The following is a 24,798-nucleotide window of genomic DNA, read 5'->3' as shown; positions in this document are numbered from 1 at the left end:
CTTTCCATTATTATTCTTCCGTTAAATCGATGCGCTCCATCCCTTGTTGGACATACGAATTCTGCATAAACCATTTCCAAACCAATGCACTGCGATAGTTTTCGATCATCAACAAGGTGATTCCTTTATTAATACCAATCACATCAGAGGCGAACCATGCCGGGTTGACATCAAGATTATAGGCGTCATAAAACCCATACTCTCCCCATAGCTCCGAAATCGTAGCATAGTGTTCTAGTGCTTCCACGGAGGCCTCAGGAGTGAAGACAATCGAGCCTGCCGCTCCAGAAGGTGGAATCGTTCCATCGGTAAAATGAGCACTATTATCGCCTCCAGACGGACTAGAGCCATACTCTCCTTTGTAACCGTCCGGACCATCACTGGCTGTTAATCCCCAGGCAGTTGGACCAAATGTCTGAAACTGCTCGGCATGATCGATGGAGAAAGAACGACTTGCCTTTGAGGCCTCGATCGAATTAGCAAACCAATCCACCCCTTCTTGATCCAGGAGCCCCCTAAAATCAAACCACGCATGCGAAAACTGATGCGTAAAAATGGAGCCAAACCAAGAATGAATAAATGGTTCCCCATCCCCATATGCCTTTTGTTCACGTGTAAAGTCGTAAAACATCTCTGGATTCGTAGGATGCGTAGGAGAACCAGCTCCTAATACATAAAGAATGAGCTGTTCTGCGTAAAAATCCCATGCTCCGGAAAAGCCCTCCTCAGGCGAATAAGACATGTAAAACTGATTGGTGTTCGGATTACGATACCATTCCCAATCCACTCGCTTATAGATATCTTCTGCTTTTTCACTTATATCCCCACCGAAATACTCACCCGCCGTTAACGCACCACTAACTAGCAAAGCGGTATCAATAATGGAAACTTCACTGTTGCCTGCTCTGGTGGCATCCTCCATATTTAAAAAGTGATAAAACACACCATTTACGTGATCTGCCCGCTGCAACAAAGTATCCAATGTTCCATTCACCCTATCTATCGCCTCTTCTTTACTGATCCAACCCCTTTCTACCGCAATAGGAATAGCGGTTAAACCAAAACCAGTAGAAGCTACACTTGATAAATCTGGATTACTGGGAGCCCGGTCTCTAATCAGACCATAGCCCTTGCTTTGTTTGTTGTTATTTACTTCTTCCCAAAAAAACGTAAAACTAAGCTCACTTTCTTGCTCTAGGATATCTGGCAGTGTTTTTTCCGTTTGCTGCTGTTCTGTTGGGGCCGATACCGAACAACTACTGATCAGCATACTCATCATACCTAGTGACAGAGCCATAACGATGAAGCGTTTTGTAACTAACAACAGCATTGCATTGCTCCTTTCATGTTTCTATTCGTAAGTAACCACTATGGTAAATAAAGCGAGACTTATCAGGATGTTTAGGGTCCGTTGTTTTCCATACTCTTTATCGATTAACGCTTTTACAGCAGGAAAACTTACGGACACTTAGCGCTGTGATAAATAGCAATCGTATTTTCTTCTTCCTGTAAATAGGCTTCCAATGTTTCTTCTGGAATAATAAATCCACCTTCTCGATAGCGATTGTGAACGTTTGACAGATGGTCTATCTTTTGCTGATTGATCTCTATTCTGTTTTCCTGGGCTCCTAAATGATAGATGAACGCTATTTTTTTTCCGTATAATTCAAAGTGAAAAATTAAACCGTTTAATCGTTCCTCTAAGACGGGATCTATGACAAGCTGCCTGTGCTCGATACGAATACCGAGACAATGGGAAATCAGCTGATTGATATAAATCCCTGGACCGCTAGAATAAATACGCCAGCCGCCTTTCACTTTCTTCTCCCCATGCCTTAATTGATCAAAATCGGCTTGTGCCTCATAACGCGTGTGAAAAGCTCCATCCGAACTGCTAAAATAGCTGTTACTTTGCCGACGTTCTGCATTAGGTACTTGTGTTTGAATTTGTATCGGATTAATCACTTGCAGGCCATTCCACACTTCTTCTTTTTTACCTAATTTGGCCATTGCCTCTACATAGCGAATGTGGGCATGAACATATTGCAAGCCTATCTCCCGGCCAAAATTAGCCGCTTGTTCTGCCCGTTTAAAGTGTCTGCTTATCCCTCCCATATAGAAAGCAGGGCGATTCATAAGACGCACACCATCAGGAAATGACAAATAGGTTTTGATTAATTGATAGTGGGCTTCTGCCTCTTCTTTGCTGAATAATTCACTAATCATACTGCGCTGCATTGGTAATAAACGATAATCAATCGATGTGCTTTGATCTTGCGGATGCAGCATTGGTTTCGGTTGATCTGGTTCCTCCAAATAGAGGAAACCTGGTATAACCTGTGTCGTTAACATGTATTTTCGGAAATCACCAGCAACCCCTTGAGCTAACATTTCTAGTTGCTGAGCTCTTTTTGGATACACTTCTCGGAGAATAGTTGCCAGCTTACTAAAGGATTGGTAGGTTAAAGCAACCGTCCAACTGCTCACCATATTTTGTTTTAATTGGGCATTAGCTGGTTGCAGTGTATCGTCCCAGTCCCCGTCACCATAGGATGAGAGGAAAGTGTCATGTAAAAAATGATCTTGTATATACTGTATCTGCTTCTCCATATGTTCCCAGATGGTTGCTTGTTTATCTGTCGGTTGGAAGCCTTCATCTCTACAAGTGTAAGGTACACGCTCTTCCAGCAGTCCAAAATCCTCCGTAGCCGCTAGATAATCCCCAACAACCTTTAATGGCCAAACAATAATATCACCATGACTTTCCCCAGCCTGAATCGTATAATAGTTATCAAACATAAACCACTGTGGCCAATTACCATCCTCGTGAAATTGGTGCTGGTAAACGGTTTTAATAATCTCTCTAACCGTTGCAAAGTTCTGTGTGGCCATAAAGTATTCGAAAGGACCTTGACATACATCCCTCGTTCCCCAAGCCGCACCACTATACTGTTCCAAGCCATGTGGAGAAGAAAAATGCACCAGCATATTATGGGTATACCACCAGGCAGTCGCATTCATTTTATTTAATTCTTCGGTCATACCCGCTTGCGTTGTTAATTGAAACTGATTCATGATTTGCTGGTAATACGCACGATAACGCTCTGTTTCCGTTTGCCAATCGGCTGCTCGTTCGGATGACTGTTCTCCTTTTAAACTACCTTGGATCGTTAATTGCCAGGCATTTGTTGGTTCTAGTTGATAGATTTGAACCGTTTCCGGCTGAAACGAATGATGTGTAGCCAGTCTCTTTGAATCCAGCCATTGATATCCTGTACCGTTTAATTGAAGACGATAGTTTAATTGCGGGTAAACCTCCGCATTCATTGCTTGCCTATCTGCAGTTATCGTCACGATGTTTTCTTCTTGTTTGACCTGATAAGAAACTTCTCCTTCATTGGCGTGCATAACCAATTGATTGGTGACTAGATAACGGTAACTTCTTCCACTTTGAGTTTCCATGGTTAATACCACTTCTGCATGATCAACGCTGGTGTAGTTAGTGATGATAAACATTTCCTCTTTTGTTTTATAAAACCAACGCGCATAGTTAAAGCCCATTTCGAATAGGGATGGCAGCGTCAATAAGCAAAATTCCCCGTCCAACTCTACATAAATCCTTTGGCCAGATATTTTCTGGATGTTTAATGGATTTCTTGCATTCGATAATAATTTATTAAAACTAGAATTACCAATCACTAATTGGGCATTAAAGATGCCATACATCCAAGAAGTAGTACACATGGTATCCTCTTTGATGCGATGATTATTTCCAGACATTATCATGTGACCATGCGGCCGTTCAACCAGTAATTCTTTTTCTTTTAGGACGACATGTTCATACGTATCGGTAAAAAAAGATAGCAATTGAGCATCTTCCCGCTCCTCTTGATGACGTTTGGGAAAGCGTTGTTCGATCTCTAGCGTTGTCATCGGTATCGTCTGAACAGGTGCACCGATATCCGCTTGTTTGCTAACAGCTGGCAACTGATGGGAAGTAGATAGATCTTCTTTTGCATACTTATTCCATACTTCCCAGATACGGTTTTGAAACGCTAATTTCATAACGGCCTCTGGATGGTCTTCTTCAAATAAACCATAAAAAACAAATTGTGCTTCTTCTTGTAATCGGACTTTTTCTGATTGCAAAGCGACATAAGCAAATTCATATTGATATACATCATTAGCTAGATTTGCTTGTGAGAGTGCTTCCGGCTGATTGGTTTCCTTATAACGTTTACCAAAGAATTGAAAGCCGTCTGTTGAAAAGCCCACCGTTTTGGTAAGACTTCCTTGCTGTAAATAAGGATGACCAGTCGATTGGGTTTGATTTTGGCGAGAACAGACAACATAACCGCTCTCTTCCTCTTCAAAAATGTGATGATCAATATATTGGGAAACATAGGCCTCATTATTGAGAACGGCACCCTTATCCGCCAAACCGACATCCTGCCCATAAATTAGATCAACTTCCTGTCCATTCCCATTCAGCTTGACATCCCAAAACCAGATATTTTCGTCTGTCAGTATAAAGCTTACCTGATAGGTAATTCCTTCGACACTTCCTGTCCAGCGAACCAGATTTGTTCCATAACTAACCGACGGATTCGCCTCTATTCCTAATAAGGGATAGAACGTCATCGAGTCTTCTTTATGAATGCGTAAATAAAGCTGATTTAAAGATCCATCAATGGGATTTCCTCGCAACTGATTAAGTAGCACCGATTGATTGGTTATTTCGTAAATATCTCCACTGTTTAAAAAAGAAAAATTAAGTTGATTTACTGCAACATGCACCATACTAGATTCCGTTTGAATCATATAATCCCTCCTAAATTATTCTGCAAGTTTAAACGTTTCAAAGGGTGGCGAGAGGAATAAACGATATTCCTCTATTCACCAGTGATACCAGACCTATCCACCCCTTCAATAAACCATTTTTGTGTAAAGATGTAGACGACTAATAGTGGTAAAATCGATAGCATCGTTCCCGCCATACTAATCCCTTCATTGATATCATTGGAACTCGTTTCCGTGCTGCTCATTTCATTAAAGGTATCACTAAATTTCTCTAGTTCAACCGGCAATGTCGTTAAACTGTTACCAAAGTATAAACTGGCCAAAGCCGTCTCATTCCAATACCATACAAAAGAAAAGAGAAAGGAAATGATAATTGCCGGCACAGCCATAGGAATAGCAATGGTCAAAAACACCCGAAAATTCCCTGCCCCATCCAGATGAGCTGCCTCTTCCAACGCTTGAGGCATCATACGAAAAAATTGATAGAAAATCAGGATAAAAATGGTGCTGTTTAGCCCTTGCCCAAAAGCTGCCGGTAACAAAAAGGAAAAAATACTGCCGATTAAATCTAATTCATTGAAGAACACATATCTTGGTATCATCAATACTTGCGGTGGAATAATAAACGTAATCAACACAATCACAAAGAAGATTCGTTTAAAAGGAAAATCAAATCTGGCAAAACCATAGCCAATGATCGCAGCAATAACGGTCTGTGCCACAGCAGGAATCACCGTTACATATAATGTTTGAGCCAACGTCGGCCAAAAATCTAACACTTGAAAAGCGGTAAGGTAATTATCGAAATAAAAGGCTGTTGGTATCCAGCTGATCAATGGATTTAATAAATCTTCCAATGACTTCAAGCTATAGGAACCCATATAGATGAGCGGATACAAATAAACAAATCCGATACCGATTAACAGTAAATAGACAGATAGCTTCAACAAAAAACCATGATTACCTTGCGCACCTAAGAAAAAACTCCGGACTTTCCCTAATGAATAATACGTTTGCCGCTTGTCTTGTTTATTTCGTTTTGCTAGGGACATCCAATCCCTCCTTTTAGCGATAATTTTTCCTTCCTTGTATCATGAGAATTCCTGCTCCAACAGCAAGGACAATCGTAATTACGACAAAATAAATCCAAGAAAGTGCCGATGCATAACCAAAGCCGGTTGATACCTCGAACATATGATTTTGAATATGTTCTACTACCGGATTAAGTGCAAAGATGGAATAGGTGACAATCGTATAAATTAAGTTCACTAGAATCATCGGGAATAGAGATGGCAATGTCACCATCCAAAAACATTCCCAGTTGGAGGCCCCATCAATTTTGGCAGCCTCATATACTTGTCGATCCATCTTTTGTAGTGCTGCCAAAAAGATGAGTATCTGCACCCCTGAATACCATAAGATGATCACCAGGTTATCCATTAAATAAGTCAAAATCGTTTGCAGTGTACCCTCTGTATTCGTCAATACCGCAGCAAAGATCGCATAATCTTCTATCGCAGGAATCGATGTAACCTCCTGATCCATCAAATCCGTAATAACGGGGCCACTGGCAATAATAACAGGTAAGAAGAACACCATTCGGAAAAACGTTCGAAACCGAATCGGCTGATTTAACAGTAAGGCAATAATCAAGGCAAATACGATAATAATCGGTGTCGAGATCACTAATTCTCGTAAAAATCGTAACAAAATTTGGGTGAATTCTAGATCTGCGCTAAGGGCATATGCATAATTCTCCCATTGGATATTTGTGGTGACAATCCCACTTGGTGTAATCTTTACTTGCTGGAAACTTAAAAACAACGAATAAATAAACGGAAAAGCTGTGAAAACCAAAAACCCCACAATCCACGGCAGAATAAAAGTATAACCAATTAGACTTTTTTTGTTTTTTAAGGATAGCTGTTTCACGAAGGATCGCCTCCTTCTACCACTTGATAACCTTTCGCTTCTACCGTCACACCACGAATATCTTTTGCTTGATTCGTATAATTCACATAGATCGATATGCCATTGGTATACTGCACCTCAACAACACCTGTTTCGTGAACGATATGTTTGTTAATGGCTTCTCCTGCCACCGGCTCTAGTGATTGCTTCATCGTGTTATACTGGTTGACTATCTTCTCCTCCCAATCGGAAAATTGGGATGTATACAGATCACTAGAAGGTGTGTGCATTAATTCATGAGACGGCTCTGACGTTAAATAAAAGGATGGATAAGCACCGTATTCGATCATTCTTAATAACTCATCCTCTGGATTATATTGAAAGTTAGCAAAAGATGCATAATAAGGGACATCTCCCTTTAACACAATCTGTAAGAATGGCACGGTATCCGTTACAAATTGATAGTTAGATGAATACATCGGAACATCTAAATAACGATCCATGACAGGAAACATATAATCATTCGGTGTGTACAAAGCGATCGATTCCATCGTATCCTTTAATTGCGAGAAGATGTCTTGATACAGCGGAATAGACGCGGAACGGATCGTGTTAGAATTAAAATCTGAGAATAAGGTGTTCCCAGTTGTGTCAATGGCTAACTGATGCATTTGATGGTCTTGATATTGTTCACGGTCCGCTGCCATCATTTCCTCTGTTTTTACCGGATTTAAATAGTAATATTCTCTTTGCTGATTGCCAAAGATAGGTTCGGCATTGATTTTACGAGCAATGTCCGTGCTCCCCGAAAAATCCCCTGCCCCTTCATAAGCCTTCGTATAATCCGTATAATAATAAAGTGGGATACCTTGTTCCTCCATTTGTTGATTCACCTCTTCGAAATCAGAAGAGCTGCCTAGCTTATCTTCCAGCGGGAATTTTTGAGGCAGTGCGCCCGTCAATCCACCTTCCGACCATCCACGGTATACAAGATGCATATCTGTCACGTCTTGTTGCTGCAGGCGATTGACCATTTGTGGCAATTCGTTTATGCTGGTCATCACTTGGACAGAATCCCAAATCAAACCGCTTTTCACTTCACCACCCAAAAACTCTAGACGTACATCAACGGTATCTTCTACTTCTGGCAAACGTTCTTGTTCTTGCAAATCATTTTTGTAAGACTTGGCCATGCCGGTATAATTCGCCTCATCGTTACTTAAAAATGTTATTTTTTCTTGAATATCAAACCCATTCATTTCTTGCTGAAATACGTTATAACCATTCATACTTTGACTAGTCGGTTGATAATATTGATAACGATAGTTATATTCCGCCGTAATCCAATGAAAATCAGTCGACACCCCCGAAGGATATGCCAATATCTCTGCAAAGCTCTGCCCTTCTTCAATCACCCCGACATAGGCATCCTGATTAGCAGCATGGGTTACGCCATAAACAGGAACGGTAATTTGCTGGGCTTCTCTAGTACGGCTCTCTTCCTCACTCGTCACTGTTCTAGTAAACCCTACATCTTCACCGTATATCGCCGCTTGATAAGGAGCAGATGAAGCTAATTGTTGTTCCGAAAAACGCATTAGTGCGCCACTTCCATCTGGAATAAAGAGGTAGCCGCTCTCATTAGCCGTTCCTTCCTCCGCACCAAGAAATGGGTAGACTCTCATTTTTGTTAATAGATTGTCGCCCTCTTCGATCGCTTCTTGTGGTACCCGAAATTCCAGAGAATCTTCGGTTAAACGGACTTCTAACGCAATACCGATATCCGCTTCTTCCATGTCTACTCTTGCATTGAACCCATCTTCCACTAGCTCAAGCTCAACGTTTGAATCATTAGATAAAATACTTTCACTGGATTCATCGCCTCCCTCATCCATGTAACTGATAGTTAGCGCAGAGTGTGCCATACTCAACCATGTATCATTTAGATTGTACTCTTGCGTACGATCCACACCCGAGTTCCAAATATGACCCGTTTGTTTATTTTCGATTTGCAGAGCAAGGGAGGCTTCTTCTACATATAAGGCTAGCTGATCATTCTCCGTCACCAGTTCATATCCTTCCAGTAACCGATTTTCCTCTAATGCCCCATCTTCTTGTTCTGGCTGGGTGTATTGATTCGATTGGTACCGCAGCATATCATTCGATCGCTGTTCTTCGATCTCTTCTACTTCTTCTGTTGCAGCATCTTCGGTGGTTCCATGCACAAGCAATTGAACGGGGAAGACAAGGACCATGACAAGCATCAACCATTTCCATTTCTTAAACACGTAGAATCACCTCCTGTATAATCGAACGTACAAAGTCATAAACTTGATCAAACAATACATACAACACAAAGAAAATTAACACCGTTAAAAACATACCAAACAATGTAAGCAATATATTTCGCACTGTTCCCCAGAATGAATAATCGTGAATTTCTTTTATGGTCATAAACAATAGGATGACACACCACGCTATGATAACCTGAAAAGAAAGTGTATAAATAAAGGCTTCATTATAAGTGAGCACATTGGAGACCAGTGTGATCGGAATAACAAATAATAGAAACGGCGCTAAGGAATAGATCGTACCATTGTATACATCCCTAAACCTGCCTTCTCCTTCTGTAATCGTACTAACTAAGTAATTGATCACAATAAACAAGATCAATGGAAGCACGATTTTACCCATTTCAAAGAAAATATTTATTTCTTCCAGGGCTTGATCACTGAACAAAAACCCAGTCCAATAAATCATCAGAATGTATTCGACAAGTAACACCATATACAGAATCGAAGCCGATAAAATCGATACTTTCTCATACTCTTTCAAGTAATACAGACTATCAAGCGGCTTCCTGATAAAATTTTTCACATAAAGCACTTCATTCAGCAAAGTAAATCGTTGTTGCCATTTGGAACGGAGTCGTCGTAACGGTTGTAATAGGTTACGTTTCTTATCTAATATGCGGATCACAAATCGCAAAACAAGTAACGTGAATAATATGATAAATACCGTCGCTAAGTTATCCTCCATCCATTGATAACGAACCTCCCAAAAAGCCGTAGAATATCCATCTTTATCATTGGCTAAGGTGAATTCCGTTAATACTTCATCAAATGATTGCTGTTTATATAAAGCCTCCCCCTTGGCAGAATGGGCTAACCCAAAGGAGGAATTTAGGCTTAGAATCTCATCCCAATATGTTTCACTTTCAACATAGTAGCCATCTTCAAACAAGGATAAGCCTTGATGAAGAATTGTCGTAAATTCCGTAGGTTCATAAACTTGAATAACACCTAACTCTTGATCAGTAACATAGACGCGACCCACACTATCCACTTCAATACTAGTCGGCTGCACCATTAAGCCTAAACGATTGGTTTCCTCTGTACTGCCACCAAACGAAAAGAGAAAGTTACCGGAGCTGTCAAATTCATAGATTACCCCGTCATTACCAACAGCGTAAATATTTCCAATGCCACCAACCGCAACATCGAGCAGATTCGTCTCCTCTGTGATGTCTGGAGGCAGGATGTTATCTCCTGCAATATTTAATTTACGAATCGCTTCCCAAGCCGTTCCTGACGTTATCGTATAGGTTAGCCCTTGATCATCGATCGCTATATTTTGTGCTGCAGGAGGTTCACGTAAAAATAAATTTGCTCGCTGTCTTTGTGTGGTAATAAAGCTTTCTAGTGCTCCACTGAAGGTCGGCTCCAGCGTATTTGCACCGTAATACCCAAGAAAACTTCCATCCTGACTTAGTTGAATAATGCCGTTAGTGGCACTTTCACCAATAATATAGATATTTCCCCGTTGATCAATGGATACCTTTTGTGGTTTGTATGGAGCAGACCGTCCAAATAACGGGGATTCAGGCCGGGCATATTCTTGCAGCAGTTCACCTGATTCACTAAACTTAAAGACAATTTCCTGTCCATAATCGGCTACATAAACGTTATTGTTTTGGTCAGCGGTCACACCCATTGGTTGTTGTAATGTTTCGCTTCCGTATTCCTGAATCAAGTTACCTTCTACATCAAACTTCTTAACCGTTTGTGTACCAGAATCAGCAACAATCACTTCATCCTCTGCACTAATGTAAATATCTTCAGGATTAATGATTTCCGCTCCTTTGGCAAATAAACCAATCGGTACATAGGCCGTCTGCGTCTCAATAATGTTCCCATCAGCTGTCAGTGTTTCTGTTTTATAGGGCACAGAAACGGAAGCAGAGGAATAAACGGGAAACATGAGTAAAAACCAAACAATCGAAAGTAAAATGGTTACATTTTTTTTCATCCCCGTTCCTCCTTACTTAATCCCTGAATGAGCCATCGTGTTCATGACTTTACTCTGCATAAAAATAAAAATAAGCAGGTTTGGTATAAACATGATTAACGCGGCAGCCGCTGCCATCCCTTGACCAGCAACCGTATTTCCTCCCGTGTCCACTGCTAAGGTAGACATATAGAAGGCAAACGTCTTTAAATTCTCATCATCTACAAATAAAGTCGACGTTTCCGCATTATTCCAAACGGCTTGGAATGATAGAATAGCTATCGTAGCTATGGCAGGCTTGACAAGTGGTACAATAATTTTCCTGAAAATTTGAAAGTCATTGGCCCCGTCAATTTTAGCCGCTTCGATTAATTCATCGGGAATTTGATCAATAAACTGTTTGACCAAAAATAGTCCTACTGGCATTGCTAATAAAGGGAAAATATGAGCAACAAACGTATCTAATAGACTAATTTCATCCATCAACAGGTAACGTGGAATCGTTACTGCGGCAGGAACAAACATTAATGCCAATGTGTTAATCTCAAACAACGTTTTCTTCCCTTTAAAATGTTTCTTCGATAACGCAAACCCAGCCATTGTACTGATGATCACGGTAAAAAATACCACAATAGCCGTAACCGTAATACTATTAAACAAGTATCGTGACATGGGTACGCCCGTTTCATTTGAATTATTGACTAGATCCTGAAAGTTCTGAAAGGTTGGCTTTTGGACAAAGAACCTAGGTGGATAAGCAAATAATTCATCAATCGGCTTTAAGGCATGCGAGAATATATATACAATGGGTAACAACATCAAGATACTAATCGGTATCAAAATGGCATAGAATTTTAACTGACTTCGGTGAAAACGATCTGGATTAATTTTTGACCCATGAAATGATGCCATACTTCTTCTCCTCCTATCTTTTAGTCCTTTTCGCCAAATAATTTCATCGCAATCTTCGAAAATCCATATATAAACAATAGTAGTAAAACGGATAATGCCGCCGCATAACCCATTTCATATCGAATGAAACCAAAGTCTTCTAAGTGATTCACAATTAACTGTCCAGCATATTGCGGGGTCGGGTTTTGACCAGATAACTCCACACCAATCGCACCTGCTTGAAACGTGGTAACAACTGCCATTACGGCACCAAACAGCATCTGTGGTTTCATTGATGGAATCGTGATGTAGATAATCTCTTGAAAGCGGTTCTTAATCCCATCGATATAGGCTGCTTCATAAATCTCTTGATCAATGTTTAAAACCCCTGATAACATCGCAAGAAACCCTACACCCATACTGCCCCAAAGAGTGACTACGATCATAATAACCATTAAATACTCCGGGGATTGGAGGAATTGTATCGGCTGATTAATAAATCCCATCGAAATTAAAAGACTATTTAAATAACCTGCTTCATCTCCACTAAAAATAATCTTCCATACTACTGCCATCGCAATCCCTGCTGTCATCGATGGAGAATATAAGATAAGCGCCAAAATCGTTCGTGGTACCTTGGAAATCTGCGCCAGCATCCATGCCAGCAAAAACGCCATAATATATCCACCAGGTCCGACAATCAATGCAAAAATGAGTGTGTTAGGCAAAACAAACTGCATGAAAGTATTATCTTGCGTCAGAATATTGACATAGTTGTCTAACCCAATAAAGCTGGGACTCTCAATCGCATTGAAATAGGTAAAGGATAACCCAATCGCTATCGTCACCGGTATAATAATAAAGGTAGTAAACAAAATGACATAAGGCGCCAAAAAAATCGTCGTACTCACCTGATTATTCTTCATCTTCTTCCAGCCACCTTTCTACTTTCTCAATAGTTGGTACTGGATATGGCTCAACCTCTTTTCCATTTTGCATATAGCCAAACTCTTCCATTTTCCTCCGCATTTCTCGATTGATTAAAATCACACTGTCATCGACGGAAGCCCTTACGTTGTCTCCATCAAATACCGATCGGTTCCATGCATTGCTGATCTCCCGTTCGACCATGTATGCATATGGTGTTTTCGGTACCTCATGTAAATACTCCCATTGTTCCAAAATGACATCTTTGTGCTCTTCGGGCAATGGAGATTCCTTAAATGCTTCCAAATTGGCCGTATTCCACATATATTCTGGTCCATATAAGGTTTGCAAGGTAGATCCATATTCCACCTGTGTTTCTGTAGACATCCACCATTTCAGTAACTCCCAAGCTTCCTCTGTTTGATCACTTCCATTAAAAATCATGCCAGCTTGACCTGATCCTGCCGCCCAACGTTCTACTTCGCCCTCTTCATTTTCAATGCCGGGATGTGGAGTAATATCCCACCACCCAGAGATTTCAGGCGCCGCGGTTGTCAGTTCGACATACGTTCCAAATGGAGCAATACCAATGGGCAGCGTAGCATAGCGAAAATGGTTATAAAATCTTGGCACTTGTAATGGCATACTATAAATAGTACTTAAATCAGACATAAACTGAATCCCTTCCAAGGCATTATCCTCATCAATCGTTGATCCAAAACCGTCCTCTTGAAAAATATCGCCTCCAAACTGATAAATAAACGGAGATGTCGTTTGAAATGCCTTGAAGGCGGATTCCTCAGCTAACGGTGTATAATAATTCAAGCCATACCTTTGTAATTCTGGCAGAATTTCTGTTACATCATCCCACGTATTAGGGATAGGTAAATTCAATTCATCCATAATATCTTTCCGATAAAATTGAACGAAGAAATCTTGTGTTTCCGGTAAGGCATATACACTGTCCTCAACAATCATTGGTAAAAACGCACCAGGTGAAAACTGTTTACCAACCGAAGCAAAATCATCAAATTGGCGTAAGTCTACAGCAGATCCACGAATAGCTAGTTCATAAGGGATCCAATTACTAACACCAATAGCCAAATCGGGCTGTGTATCAGCAGCACTTGCTAACACCAATTTTTGTTCATCCGGCATTAACGAGAACTTCACTTCGATTCCTGTCTCTGGAGTAAAGTTTTGATCAGCCATATTTTGTAACACTTCCACATATTGGCGCGGACGGTTTACCCACACCTCTAAGGTATCATCTGCTACATCAGAGGTTGCTAAATTTTCTTCTGTAAAAGAGCGGAAAAAGCTATATACAGCATCCTGTACCTTCACCCACCAACTTGCTTCTACAGCAGGTAACTCTTCTTCACCATGTACATACATCTGATCGAGAAGTAATGGTTGACTTTGTAGTTCTGATCGAATATCACCTAAAAATTGTGCCACCGAGTTCGATCCTGTCGATAGTTCCGTTAGTCGATTAGGTATTTCATCTGGTTTATTGGCAAGCGTCGTTAATTTATCAATGGCTATTTTTAATGAAGAGATTTCCGTTGTTTCCTCCCCTCCATTTAAGGAGTGCAAGTGTTCCATCTCTTCCTCTAGACGCTCCGTCCATGCCATTAATTCCTCATCAATACCAGGTAAGTACTCATCAATCTCCCAATCTCTTTCTCCTTCCTGGTTGCCAGTCAGCTTACGAATAGATAGCGAGAGTTCTTCGATTTCTTGCATCACTTCGTCTATGGTAAAAAGTGCTTGTGCATGAGGGTATGCATTTGCCTGTAGAGTAATCTTGTTTGTCCCCTCTTCTAAATAAAACAAGTACGGTTCTCCGTCTGGGTTGCTTAAGGTTTCTTGATACCAGCTTTTACTGTATGGAAACGAGTAAGCTTCCATCTCTTCAAAAGGTACTTCATCATTGATTAATAACGTTCGGTAAACAGGAGAACTGGATTCCTTTTCTTGTAAGGCCTTGAAAGAGAGCTGATATAACCCAGCGCTCTCCACCTCTATATCCCAGCTGACTGCTTGGCCTGGTGTATCCCATGACTCGCCGCCTAATGTATTCAGGTGAAGCATATCATTATCGTAAGGATGAACAGATGGATCTGAAGTAGAAACTGGACGTATATAGGAATTATTCTTCTCCAGCAGTTGCTCTGATTCATGTATGATCATCTCTTCTTGTATAGTAGCTTCTTGATGCATTTCTCTATATTCTTCATACGTTCTATCTAATTGGAAAGAGCTTATTTCTACGTTTCCAATCAGCATTTCCCCGCGTAAGTTATTTAAGGTGATCGTATTTTCCCCTTCTTCCAAATGAAAGCGCAGAGGACCCTTGTATAAATATTGTGAGTCTTCTATCTTCATCTGCTTCCAATCTGGTACCTTTACCTGCTCAGGAATCATCTCGTTTCCGGAACGATCCGTTTCAAACTGATCCGTTTGGTTTTGCCAAAAGGTTGGAAACACGATCCGTCTGCTTTCTTCGTATTGGTATTCACCATTAACCTGGATGGCACCCTCTACTGGGATAATCGAATCTCCTTGAGGTGAATAATCGATCGAAAGCTCATATAATCCTGCTTCCTCTACTTCTACTTCTAACGTTGCAGCATTCTGATTATGCCAATAGAATACGCTATCCCCGTATTCATTACTTTCTTCAGCAGGCAATATATTTTCTCCGCCATCGATAAAAGCAGACGGAGGGATGGATTGCTCATAAGGAGCAATCCGATCCAATCCTGCTTCTTGCCATTCGTTGAGTTTATTATAATAATGTGGTTCTTCTATTTGTGCTTCATTGGCATCCTCTGCTTGCACAGATAGAACAGGAAGAACCAGAAACATTATTATCGATACAACCACTAACTTACATTTCATGTTGTTACCTCCTCAACTTTACCCAATAACTTAATTTTCTAATGCTTCAAGGGCTTCTTGATATTTTTCGTTAGCTAATTCATTCACCTGCTGTGCATAATTCTCATAATTAATTTCTCCAGTTACGGCATTGTCGATCAACGTACCAATAGAAGCATTTGCCTCATCGCCTATTTCCACACCAGTAGATGCCTCCCAACGAGCCTGGCCATAACCTGGTGTTGTTTTAAATGGTTCTACTACGGCGTCATCGATATTCTCAAAGGCTTGTTCTAACCCAGGTACGTCCAAGCCATCAAAGAAGGAATCGAGCACTTCCTGGTCGGTCGTTAATGGTAAGCGATCAATCGTTACACCATCCACTTCTTCTGCAATCTCTAAGCGTTTTAAATAGCCATCTTTACCGAATCCCATCCATTTTGCCAATAAATAAGCTTCTTCCGGATGTTCCGTGGAACTGGACATACCATAATAATCGTGCGTGAGTAAGTCTCTTTCACCTGGAATTCCAATAAAGTCCCAGTCAAAATCAGCATTTTCTGTTAAACCACTAATTGCCCAAGTACCATCCCATCTAATGCCGATACCTTGGTTAAACCAAACCTCATTGGCATCCTCTCCGTTGAAATTCGCCTTTTGATCATCCGTTAGAGATTGATACACATAACCATTACTGTTCAGTGACTGTGCGAAGTCAAGACCAGCGATAAATTCATTACTATCCAAATGGAATCCATCTTCGTTATAGGTATACCATCCTAAATCCTCATTTGCTGCTGCTGGATACCAATCAATGATCGAAAATGTTTCATTTAAGCCAATAATCCCTTGGTTCACATTCGTTACATTTCGAACGGCCTCATTAAAACTATCTAAATCCATACCGAGCTCTGGGACATTCAGATTAGCGTTTTCAAATAGTTCTTTATTCACATAGTAGCCAAGCATGTGCTGAGAAGCTGGAATGGCATAAATTTGGTCATTCATGGTAATGGTTTCTATCACAGAGTCCGGCAATGTTTCAAACTCTTCGTCTTCTTCCAGATACGGCTTTACATCCATCATCCAATCATTGGCTATTCCAGTCGGTATATTGGTAATGGAAAATACATCTGGCATGGCATTTGCACTTGCTGCAGCCGCTAGTGATTCCTGCCAAGGATCACCAAATGATTCATCAATTTCTACTTTGATATTAGGGTGTTCTTCCATAAAGGCTTCTAGCATTAAGCGGTTAATGTTTTGATCTCCCTCCGTACCGAAGGACCAGCTTGCCATTTTCAATACAACTTGATCCCCATTTTCACCGGAATCTTCGCCTTCACCTGCGTCACTGGCTTCCTCGTCATTACTACAAGCGATAAGAATCATGATTAACAGTCCAAACAATAAAACGGAAACTAGCTTTTTCATCACCTAACACTCCTTATTTTGAATTTTTAAACCAAGCATTTTGTTTTGAATTGAAACGTTTCAATGAATTGCCAAATAAAAAGGATGATGGGCTCATCTCTATTTCACTATTTTGTGAATCCGCTTTCACAACCGGCACATCATATCACCCTTAAAAGCCAAGCTATCGATATATTAAGGGTGATACAAATACAATCAGGTACTTTGGCGCACAACAAGTTCAATGGGAATCGTTGTTGGCTGTTGCCTCTCTTCTTTATTGATCATTTGAAACAATGTTCTAGCCGATATCTCCCCCCATTCCTTCTGTTGGACACGTATGGTGGATAACGCTGGCTGAAAATGCTTTGCCAATTCAATATCATCAAAGCCAACCATGGCAATATCCTCTGGCACCTTAAAACCTTCTTGCTGCAGCGCTTTAATCGCACCCATGGCCATCTCATCGTTCGCAGATACAAAGGCAGTTGGGTAGTCTTTACGATCTTTCAAATAGGCTTTCATGCTTAACAATCCACTTACTTCGGTGAAATCTGCCCTTATGATATCCTGCCTGTCGAATGGTAGTTGATGTCTTTGCAGTGCTTCTCCAAAACCCTCTAAACGCTTTTCACCATCGAACGATTCCTTTGATCCTGCAATAAATCCAATACGCTGGTGACCATTCTCTACTAAATGATCAATGGCATGATTGATTCCTTTTTTATTTGGCAGCAGTATTTGTTCAATGTGAGGATGATCAATTTCACGATCAAGCACTACAAATGGATATTTCTCGGTAGCCAATACCTGCAACAAATCATCGGGAATATGATAATTCAAAATAATCGCTCCGCCAACGTAACGCTCTTTCAACAATCGATGCATATCTGACGAGGCACAAACCACCATCTCATAGCCATTCCTCTCTACCTCGTTCTGAATCCCTTCCAGCATTTCATTAAAAAAAGGACCCTTGAAACCGCTGAGAAATAAACCAATAATGTCACTTTTATTCTTTTTTAAATTCTTGGCGTTTCCATTAGGGTGATAACCTAATTCATTTGCCACCTGCAATACTTTATCTCTTGTACCTTTGGAAATTAAGTTACTTCCATTAATAGCATAAGATACCGTTGATACACTGACATTCGCCTCTCTCGCCACATCTTTTAGCGTAGTCACAGGCTTTCCACTTCTCCCATCTAAAACAAAAAATATTCATTGAAACGTTTGAATTGATTATAAACGATTCTGTAATCGGTTTCAAGTGTTTTGTGAAATTTTTTCTACTCAGGGATATTACTTAGTTTGATCCATTCGTGTGAATGACCATTCACACGCCTTTCAGCTCTGCTGCATAAATGGATCAAGAGCACCTAGTCAATCAATGAGAAATTATTTCATTCAACTTATATAGATAGGTGAGAAAACTTTCATTAGATAGGAAAGAAGAATGTCAGAAATTGAACAACAGGAACATCTGTTTATTCCAACTATTCAAAGACAAATGTAAGTGGTTACTCCCTTATAAATAAAGGATTTTTTGTCGATTTCCCCCTTGACGTCATTGGAAAAATAAGCTATAGTGTTTACAAGCAAAGAAGATGTTTGGGTTCATTATGATCAGGTAGCTTCTACAAGGAGTAAAGGGAATGATGATCCTATACTTCTGTAGTTGCTACCTTTTTCATTATCCACCATCTTGTTTGTATTACCACGTTATTTGCGTGAAAGCTTTTAGGAGGAACGTAACATGGAAAACGGTACAGTAAAATGGTTCAACGCAGAAAAAGGCTACGGCTTTATTCAATTGGAAGAAGGAAATGATGTATTTGTACACTATTCCGCCATCCAAGAAGAAGGTTTCAAAACGCTAGAAGAAGGTCAGGAAGTATCATTTGAAATCATTGAAGGCGAACGCGGTCCACAAGCTGCTAATGTTGAAAAAAAATAATAGATCATATAAAAAGGCGGTGCGGGTGCATCGCCTTTTTCTTGGTTGGTTTTGGGGTAATTATTCACTTAAGGAGTACTTCTTATCGGTCCCCTGCCACCTAAATTAGTTATGTCCTAATACGTTGTAACAGTATTAATATAACACGAGTGTTGATTAACCAATAATATCCAACAATAAAATAGAGAAAAGGACACCTTTCTTGTAGAATGAAAGTTACCAGACCAACAAACTACAGAAGAGGTGCCCTCATGAAAAAGCATACCACATTCCATAACTTGTTTCAAAAAATTGTATCTGATGAAGAAATAGCGGATATTCAAGAAGGCATAGGCTATCAAGATACCGCCCGTAAACTAGATGTGTTAACGCTCATCCACTATTTACTCGCTGCGGCCATGAACGAATGGAAAAGTTATCGAGACTGTGCCGATGTAGGGGACCAATAGGCACTACCCAAAGTGGATCATTCCACGCTATCGAAAAAGGCGAGTCATGTGGATTACGATCTGATGAAGAAGTTATTCCACCTCGTCGTGTCCAAATGCAATCGAGCGACACGTCGAGCACTGAAGATTTCAAAAGAACTGCTTTTAGTAGACTCTACCACTATTACGGTGGGAGAATCTCGTCTTCCTTGGGCCCTTTATCACGGAGAACGTGCAGGAATCAAGCTACACGTGAGCTATACGCCGCTTACGGAAATGCCCCTTCAAGTCATCGAAACGACGGGGCTCAAGCATGATGGACCGGTTGGTGAAAAGTTGGTAGATCCTCGATTTATTCTCGTAGAAGACCGGGCTTATTTTAAAATCAAACGAATCGATGCCTTTGTATCCAGTGTCGAAAAGCAACCGTTTGTCATTCGAATGAAAGAAAATGTAGAGATCGTTCAACCGCATGCCTTAAAACACTATAAGTCAGAAGGATCGCCTGTTACACGTGACTTCACTTGTCAGTTAGGGACCAAACAATCCCGCTCTGAGAAGCGTCATCGTGTGGTATTTTTCAAGGATGATAATGGAAACGAAATACGTGTGGTCACCAATGTTATGGGTGTTTCCCCTGAAGCGATTGCTAACATGTATAAAGCAAGATGGGGCATCGAATTATTTTTTCGTTGGATCAAACAGCATTTGAATGTTCCTGTTTTATTTGGCACGACCAAAAATGCTGTTTTTAATCAACTATTTGCTGCTTTAATCGCCTATGTCCTATTGAAATGGCTCTATACCAAGACTTCAGGAGAAAGGATATTTCATCATCTATCATTTATCTCCTTTCAAAGAAAACTACGAGAAAATAGCTTACCGATAGACTGGCAATCGGAAATGGTTGTCGTTTTGAAAAAACATGCCTATTTTCAAGGGATAAGTCTGTATAATTCTGGATAATCAACACTCGTGATATAATATACAAGGAGAAGTCCTATGAAAGTCGTTTATCCCGTTTGTTTTGGTATTGATGTGCACAAGCGCTTTTTAATCGCCACCGTCATTACCACCAAGTCTGCTGAATTAACACCACACTATCAGAAAAAGCGATTTTCCACTTTTAACAATCAAATTCTGGAATTGAAAAGTTGGCTGTTAGAATGCAATTACCAGAGCTTTTAGTCAGTATTACCAGCTGACAGCGACACATTATCGGAATAATGATAAGAGATGGTTTTAGAATGTTACGTTCATATATGTTTGAATATCCTGTGCATATTTCAATTTCATAGGTGATAATGTTATCAGATTAAGTTTTCTTACTATGACGCCTGATTACTTTTATTAAAAATTAACTATTTCTACTTTTCTCAAATTTGAATGAACATGAATAGTACCACCAATTGGCAGTGTAATCGATGGCTGTGTATGACCAAAATCGATATCATAAAGAACTGGTATATTTTTCAATTGAGGATGCTTATCTAAAATAAAATACAACTGTTCTTCTGTCATACGAGACACTTTTTGAAACCTGCCAATTAATAATCCTTTTATTCCGTTCGCAGCCTGAAGCAGAGAAGCTAAATCCCGGGCAAAAGTTTCTGGATTGGTTAATTCATCATCTTCAATAAATAATATGGAATCTGTTATATCTGGAAAATACGGCGTACCTTGCAATAGATTCAAAGTGCAAAGATTACCTCCATATAAAGACCCTGTAGTCTCTCCAGCCGAATAAACTTTCCATTCCGTTTCTTCATATACTCGATTTTCTTGATCTAAAAACCACAAATCATCACTCCAATGTGTGGATGGATACACTTGATAAGGTTCTGCACCCATCAAGCATTTTATGAAGTAATTTGTTTGATAGTCCTGCAATCCTGTCATTTGAAAACTTGAGAAATGCGGCCCGGAATATGTGATAAATTGACATTTCGTACTAATAGCATTAGCTAGTGCCGTAACATCACTATATCCACATAAGATTTTAGGATTTTCCATTAACAGCTGATAATTTATATACGGCAATAACTCATTACAGTTAAATCCGCCAATAACAGTTAATACAGCTTTTACTTGTTGGTCTGCAAAGGCTTCATGCAAATCTTCAATACGTTGTTCAATAGAAGAAGACTGCTGTAAATCACTAATGCTGGTATTTTTACCAAAACTCACTTTAAATCCTAGATTTTCCAGCCGTTGTTTCGCTAATTGAATCCCTTCGTCAGATAATATCTTTATACTGCGGCTTGGTGCTATCACTCGAATTTCATCACCCTGCTTTAGTTTTGCTGGTCTCTTCATCTGGTCTCCTCCTTAGATTCACTTTATTCGGTTCAAGAAAACAAATGCTATCCTCTGTTCTCATCCTCATTCATCTATACCTGTCTTCTTTACGATATCTTCAAATTCCTGTTTCAAGATACTCATGTTTAGACGGTCTATATATTCATCGCTATATCGATCCTGTCTGAGGATTCCTTCCTCCACATCTCCTGCTCGTTTATAGGATTTAATTACCTGCTTATTATCCACTTCCACTCTTAACCAAATTTTATTAAGGATTAGTGTCTTAAATCCATATTCTAACATGGCCATCATAGCAGATTGACCGTAGCCTTTCCCCAATGGCTTTTGTTACCTATTGCTATTCCTAGTTCAGCATGTTTATTGAATGAATCGATATTTTTTAGATCAACCCAGCCAATATGAGTACCAACTTCTGTTATAATTGCCTTTTGTTCATATCCATTAGTTTTGTTAATACACATTTCTATCCATTGAGCTGTTTTTTTCTTTGGTAAACGGCGGATAGGTGTCGGACAGATTCAAATGTTTAGTGACTTCCTTATCCAAAAACCATCGATAACGATCTCCAACATCTTCCATATGAAGCTCTCTTAAGCTAACAATAGGTAATGCTTTAATATCCACAGCCAACATCTCCTTAGAATGAATATATCAGATTATATTTGTAATTTTCAATCTTTTATTCGCTTTATTCCAACTTTTTCAAACTCTTATTTCCCTCTATAAAAGCCCATTCTAATTATAATGGACCCAAGATGCCAAAAAACAGTTAAAACGGAACCATCGCCTATTAGAAAGACGCTATGAGGACTTATCCGCTCAAGATCAAGCAACCGTTCAAAGGCTGTTAACCTATGATCAACAGTTAAAAGCTGCCTACCATTGGAAAGAAGCTTTTATTGACTGGTATGATCGAAGCGCCAACGCGGAGCAAGCGAAGAATACGCTGGAACATTGGTATCAACAAGGGCACCATATCCAGCATAAAGCCGTGGAATCCGCTATCCAAACGATACAGAATTGGGAGACAGACATCATCAAATATCATCGCTTACGGTTCACCAATGAAGTGGTGGAAGGTCGACACAATAAGCTCAAAGCAATACAACGCAGGCATTATTTCACGCGCAATCGGACGGTATACGACAATCGGATTTTGGGCGAATGCAACTGGAATTACATGCAGGGGATTGCATAATGGTCAACCATAGATTTTGGTGAAGAGCCAAATTAATATTACAAATAAATTCTTCTTTTGGCTTTAAATAACGTATTTCAGTTAAAAAATCATAATTATTACTTTCTAAAGACCAATATCCATCTTCTATTTCCTTAAATGAATAACTAGCTTTTATAAATTTACCATCTTTTAAGTTATCTGCTACAAAAACTACTTCATCTTTCGAATCGTATGCATAAATTAGCAATTCATGCGGTTCCTTCTTTCCATTTGTATTTATTTGATTAATATAGTATCTGTCAACATAAATATACAGATAATAACCCGAATCTATAGCAACTTCGATTAATTCTTTCATTTTTTCCCGTATTTGGGGATTATCAATTCTTGAGACAAACTGTAATAAGACACTCCAGGGCAATTTTTAAGCAAAACATGGTGTTGATCAAAAACAAACATTCCCCATGTTTTTGCGTATCTAATTTGAATAAAATTATTATAAATCCATGACCATAAATTATCATGCATAATTGAGAATAAAGTTCCATAAGAAGTATATGTGTTAATAATTGGATCCTTCATTTCCAAAACCTTTTTCACCACCATAAACCACCTCAGTACAAAAATTAATTTTACTTATTGAGTGAATTTCATAATTCTTAGCCCTTAATCCTGAACAGGTTTGAAATCCGAAAAAGGAAATACCTCCCCAATTCTTGTATAATGGTAGTTGATCCAAAAAAGACTGGAGCAGTACTCCCTATGACCATTATGCGACAACAAAACCTATTTGGCATCCAGGAATTATAATAAATGAACCTATCCAACGTTATGTATCGATTATTTCTGCGATGGATTTAGATGTTATCTACCTTCATTCCTTACAATAAGAAAAATGAAAGTGAGTCAAGATATTAAATCATTGATTTCTCTAATTAAATTCATTACTTTACTCCTCTTCAATTAAGTGAGACGTATCGTTTAGTTTATTAATTGTAAAGCAGCCATCTTTATCTTTTATTAAGTGTGTAATACTACAAGGGTCTAATGTATACATAATATTTGTTAGATGATGATCTTCTTGGATATTTAACCACCAGTTAATAATACAAATCATTGCATTAGAATGTGAGATAATAATTACAGTTTTACCTTTAGTCCTTTTATCTATTAATTCCATAGACTTGACAATTCTTTCATACAACATTCTCCAACTCTCAGAATTATTGTATGGAATCCAGTCTATTGCTGGATCTGTCATCGGATTTTGAATTTTTTTTGCTTCTTCCTTCGACAGGCCTTTGGCATCTCCATTATTTAACTCTCTAAGACCTTCATTTAAGTTAATAGTATCTAACTTTATACTCTTATTAATAGCTGAAGCAGTGTCTTTAGCTCGTTGTAAATCACTACTAAACATAATCACGTCTTTACTTTCTGAAATATATTTAGCTATCCTTCTAGCTGTTTGTCTTGCCTGCTTCTGCCCTAAAGATGTAAGAGGTAAATCTGTCCAACCACCAGACAAATTATTTACTAAATGCTCTGATTCACCATGTCTTATAACAATTAATTCCTTCATACTTATTAAACCTCCTTTTTCATGACCTATTAACTCATAAGAACGTTTGGTTACCTAGCAATGTCACATACTTCTTTTCAATCTTCAAGAACAATATTGGATACTCCAATACATTGCTTCTATAAAAAACTGGTAATAACTTTTCAATGATAAAACACGATCATTTGCACGAACAAAAGCAATATGATACTTTAATATACAAGTTGAATCCTTC

17 protein-coding genes and 3 pseudogenes are annotated in these 24,798 nt (G+C 39.3%); 4 read left to right on the top strand and 16 right to left on the bottom strand.

The genetic code is table 11. The features are described 5' to 3' along the window. Window positions 1–10: 10 nt before the first annotated feature. The 11 genes from BN6556_RS16075 to BN6556_RS16025 all read right to left on the bottom strand — a co-directional run bounded on the left by BN6556_RS16075 (window position 11) and on the right by BN6556_RS16025 (window position 18,300). On the bottom strand, window positions 11–1,330 hold the full coding sequence (locus BN6556_RS16075; protein WP_205410332.1) for a glucoamylase family protein: 1,320 nt from the start codon (window positions 1,328–1,330) through the stop codon (window positions 11–13). Between the two features lie 128 nt (window positions 1,331–1,458). Then, window positions 1,459–4,821: a cellobiose phosphorylase gene (locus BN6556_RS16070; RefSeq protein WP_066193297.1), complete on the bottom strand. Its 3,363-nt coding sequence runs from the start codon at window positions 4,819–4,821 to the stop codon at window positions 1,459–1,461. Between the two features lie 71 nt (window positions 4,822–4,892). After that, complete coding sequence (locus tag BN6556_RS16065; protein ID WP_078060125.1) at window positions 4,893–5,852, bottom strand: carbohydrate ABC transporter permease; 960 nt, start codon at window positions 5,850–5,852, stop codon at window positions 4,893–4,895. A 13-nt stretch (window positions 5,853–5,865) separates the two neighbouring features. Next, window positions 5,866–6,732 carry a carbohydrate ABC transporter permease gene (locus BN6556_RS16060; RefSeq protein ID WP_066193295.1) on the bottom strand — a complete coding sequence of 289 codons (867 nt, stop codon included), beginning with the start codon at window positions 6,730–6,732 and terminating at the stop codon, window positions 5,866–5,868. Next, window positions 6,729–8,999 carry a DUF5696 domain-containing protein gene (locus BN6556_RS16055; RefSeq protein WP_066193294.1) on the bottom strand — a complete coding sequence of 757 codons (2,271 nt, stop codon included), beginning with the start codon at window positions 8,997–8,999 and terminating at the stop codon, window positions 6,729–6,731. Before BN6556_RS16055 ends, BN6556_RS16060 begins: the two co-directional genes overlap by 4 nt. Beyond that, window positions 8,992–11,019 carry a YIP1 family protein gene (locus tag BN6556_RS16050; RefSeq protein ID WP_066193293.1) on the bottom strand — a complete coding sequence of 676 codons (2,028 nt, stop codon included), beginning with the start codon at window positions 11,017–11,019 and terminating at the stop codon, window positions 8,992–8,994. Before BN6556_RS16050 ends, BN6556_RS16055 begins: the two co-directional genes overlap by 8 nt. 12 nt (window positions 11,020–11,031) lie before the next feature. Continuing rightward, entirely contained in the window at window positions 11,032–11,910 is an 879-nt protein-coding gene (locus BN6556_RS16045) for a carbohydrate ABC transporter permease (RefSeq protein WP_066193292.1), read from the bottom strand. A 20-nt stretch (window positions 11,911–11,930) separates the two neighbouring features. Continuing rightward, on the bottom strand, window positions 11,931–12,815 hold the full coding sequence (locus BN6556_RS16040; protein ID WP_066193291.1) for a carbohydrate ABC transporter permease: 885 nt from the start codon (window positions 12,813–12,815) through the stop codon (window positions 11,931–11,933). After that, the gene (locus tag BN6556_RS16035; RefSeq protein ID WP_066193289.1) at window positions 12,805–15,723 is read right to left on the bottom strand and encodes an extracellular solute-binding protein; all 2,919 of its coding nucleotides are present in this window, start codon (window positions 15,721–15,723) and stop codon (window positions 12,805–12,807) included. The genes BN6556_RS16040 and BN6556_RS16035 overlap by 11 nt, the downstream gene beginning before the upstream one ends. 30 nt (window positions 15,724–15,753) lie before the next feature. Next, on the bottom strand, window positions 15,754–17,136 hold the full coding sequence (locus tag BN6556_RS16030) for an ABC transporter substrate-binding protein (RefSeq protein WP_078060124.1): 1,383 nt from the start codon (window positions 17,134–17,136) through the stop codon (window positions 15,754–15,756). A 195-nt stretch (window positions 17,137–17,331) separates the two neighbouring features. Then, window positions 17,332–18,300 carry a LacI family DNA-binding transcriptional regulator gene (locus BN6556_RS16025; protein ID WP_066193287.1) on the bottom strand — a complete coding sequence of 323 codons (969 nt, stop codon included), beginning with the start codon at window positions 18,298–18,300 and terminating at the stop codon, window positions 17,332–17,334. 571 nt (window positions 18,301–18,871) lie between these two features. On the opposite strand from BN6556_RS16025, the gene BN6556_RS16020 reads away from it, so the two are divergent. From BN6556_RS16020 to BN6556_RS16010, 3 genes and pseudogenes are all read left to right on the top strand, one after another. Continuing rightward, window positions 18,872–19,072, top strand: a complete 201-nt coding sequence (locus BN6556_RS16020; protein WP_066193285.1) for a cold-shock protein — start codon at window positions 18,872–18,874, stop codon at window positions 19,070–19,072. A 251-nt stretch (window positions 19,073–19,323) separates the two neighbouring features. Further along, window positions 19,324–20,466: pseudogene (locus tag BN6556_RS16015) on the top strand (IS4 family transposase). Between the two features lie 36 nt (window positions 20,467–20,502). Further along, complete coding sequence (locus tag BN6556_RS16010; protein ID WP_066193284.1) at window positions 20,503–20,688, top strand: hypothetical protein; 186 nt, start codon at window positions 20,503–20,505, stop codon at window positions 20,686–20,688. A 162-nt stretch (window positions 20,689–20,850) separates the two neighbouring features. On the opposite strand, the gene BN6556_RS16005 is transcribed toward BN6556_RS16010, so the two are convergent. Then, window positions 20,851–21,816 carry a S66 family peptidase gene (locus BN6556_RS16005; RefSeq protein WP_066193282.1) on the bottom strand — a complete coding sequence of 322 codons (966 nt, stop codon included), beginning with the start codon at window positions 21,814–21,816 and terminating at the stop codon, window positions 20,851–20,853. Window positions 21,817–21,882: 66 nt separating this feature from the next. Further along, window positions 21,883–22,455: pseudogene (locus tag BN6556_RS16000) on the bottom strand (GNAT family N-acetyltransferase). 136 nt (window positions 22,456–22,591) lie between these two features. On the opposite strand from BN6556_RS16000, the pseudogene BN6556_RS22855 reads away from it, so the two are divergent. Then, window positions 22,592–23,020 (top strand): annotated as a pseudogene (locus BN6556_RS22855) (ISL3 family transposase); the annotation flags it as partial. Here the strand turns inward: BN6556_RS22855 and BN6556_RS21975 are convergent. The 3 genes from BN6556_RS21975 to BN6556_RS15985 form a co-directional block, all read right to left on the bottom strand. After that, window positions 22,944–23,360 (bottom strand): hypothetical protein, encoded by a 417-nt coding sequence (locus tag BN6556_RS21975; RefSeq protein WP_066193281.1) that lies wholly within the window; start codon window positions 23,358–23,360, stop codon window positions 22,944–22,946. The pseudogene BN6556_RS22855 and the gene BN6556_RS21975 sit on opposite strands and share 77 nt — an antisense overlap. After that, window positions 23,357–23,602, bottom strand: a complete 246-nt coding sequence (locus BN6556_RS15990; RefSeq protein WP_148436801.1) for a hypothetical protein — start codon at window positions 23,600–23,602, stop codon at window positions 23,357–23,359. The genes BN6556_RS21975 and BN6556_RS15990 overlap by 4 nt, the downstream gene beginning before the upstream one ends. A gap of 349 nt (window positions 23,603–23,951) precedes the next feature. After that, complete coding sequence (locus BN6556_RS15985; protein ID WP_066193276.1) at window positions 23,952–24,584, bottom strand: histidine phosphatase family protein; 633 nt, start codon at window positions 24,582–24,584, stop codon at window positions 23,952–23,954. Window positions 24,585–24,798: the final 214 nt, after the last annotated feature.

Origin of the sequence: Gracilibacillus timonensis (assembly GCF_900086715.1) — a bacterium.
GTDB lineage: Bacteria > Bacillota > Bacilli > Bacillales > Amphibacillaceae > Gracilibacillus > Gracilibacillus timonensis.
This window is presented reverse-complemented; position numbering and strand designations above follow the sequence as displayed.

Bases quoted from the DNA above. Each gene is read 5' to 3' on its own strand.
- BN6556_RS16075 (WP_205410332.1), bottom strand. From the start codon at position 1,330: ATGCTGTTGTTAGTTACAAAACGCTTCATCGTTATGGCTCTGTCACTA.
- BN6556_RS16070 (WP_066193297.1), bottom strand. From the start codon at position 4,821: ATGATTCAAACGGAATCTAGTATGGTGCATGTTGCAGTAAATCAACTT.
- BN6556_RS16065 (WP_078060125.1), bottom strand. From the start codon at position 5,852: ATGTCCCTAGCAAAACGAAATAAACAAGACAAGCGGCAAACGTATTAT.
- BN6556_RS16050 (WP_066193293.1), bottom strand. From the start codon at position 11,019: ATGAAAAAAAATGTAACCATTTTACTTTCGATTGTTTGGTTTTTACTC.
- BN6556_RS16045 (WP_066193292.1), bottom strand. From the start codon at position 11,910: ATGGCATCATTTCATGGGTCAAAAATTAATCCAGATCGTTTTCACCGA.
- BN6556_RS16040 (WP_066193291.1), bottom strand. From the start codon at position 12,815: ATGAAGAATAATCAGGTGAGTACGACGATTTTTTTGGCGCCTTATGTC.
- BN6556_RS16035 (WP_066193289.1), bottom strand. From the start codon at position 15,723: ATGAAATGTAAGTTAGTGGTTGTATCGATAATAATGTTTCTGGTTCTT.
- BN6556_RS16030 (WP_078060124.1), bottom strand. From the start codon at position 17,136: ATGAAAAAGCTAGTTTCCGTTTTATTGTTTGGACTGTTAATCATGATT.
- BN6556_RS16020 (WP_066193285.1), top strand. From the start codon at position 18,872: ATGGAAAACGGTACAGTAAAATGGTTCAACGCAGAAAAAGGCTACGGC.
- BN6556_RS16010 (WP_066193284.1), top strand. From the start codon at position 20,503: ATGAAAGTCGTTTATCCCGTTTGTTTTGGTATTGATGTGCACAAGCGC.
- BN6556_RS16005 (WP_066193282.1), bottom strand. From the start codon at position 21,816: ATGAAGAGACCAGCAAAACTAAAGCAGGGTGATGAAATTCGAGTGATA.
- BN6556_RS21975 (WP_066193281.1), bottom strand. From the start codon at position 23,360: ATGAAAGAATTAATCGAAGTTGCTATAGATTCGGGTTATTATCTGTAT.
- BN6556_RS15985 (WP_066193276.1), bottom strand. From the start codon at position 24,584: ATGAAGGAATTAATTGTTATAAGACATGGTGAATCAGAGCATTTAGTA.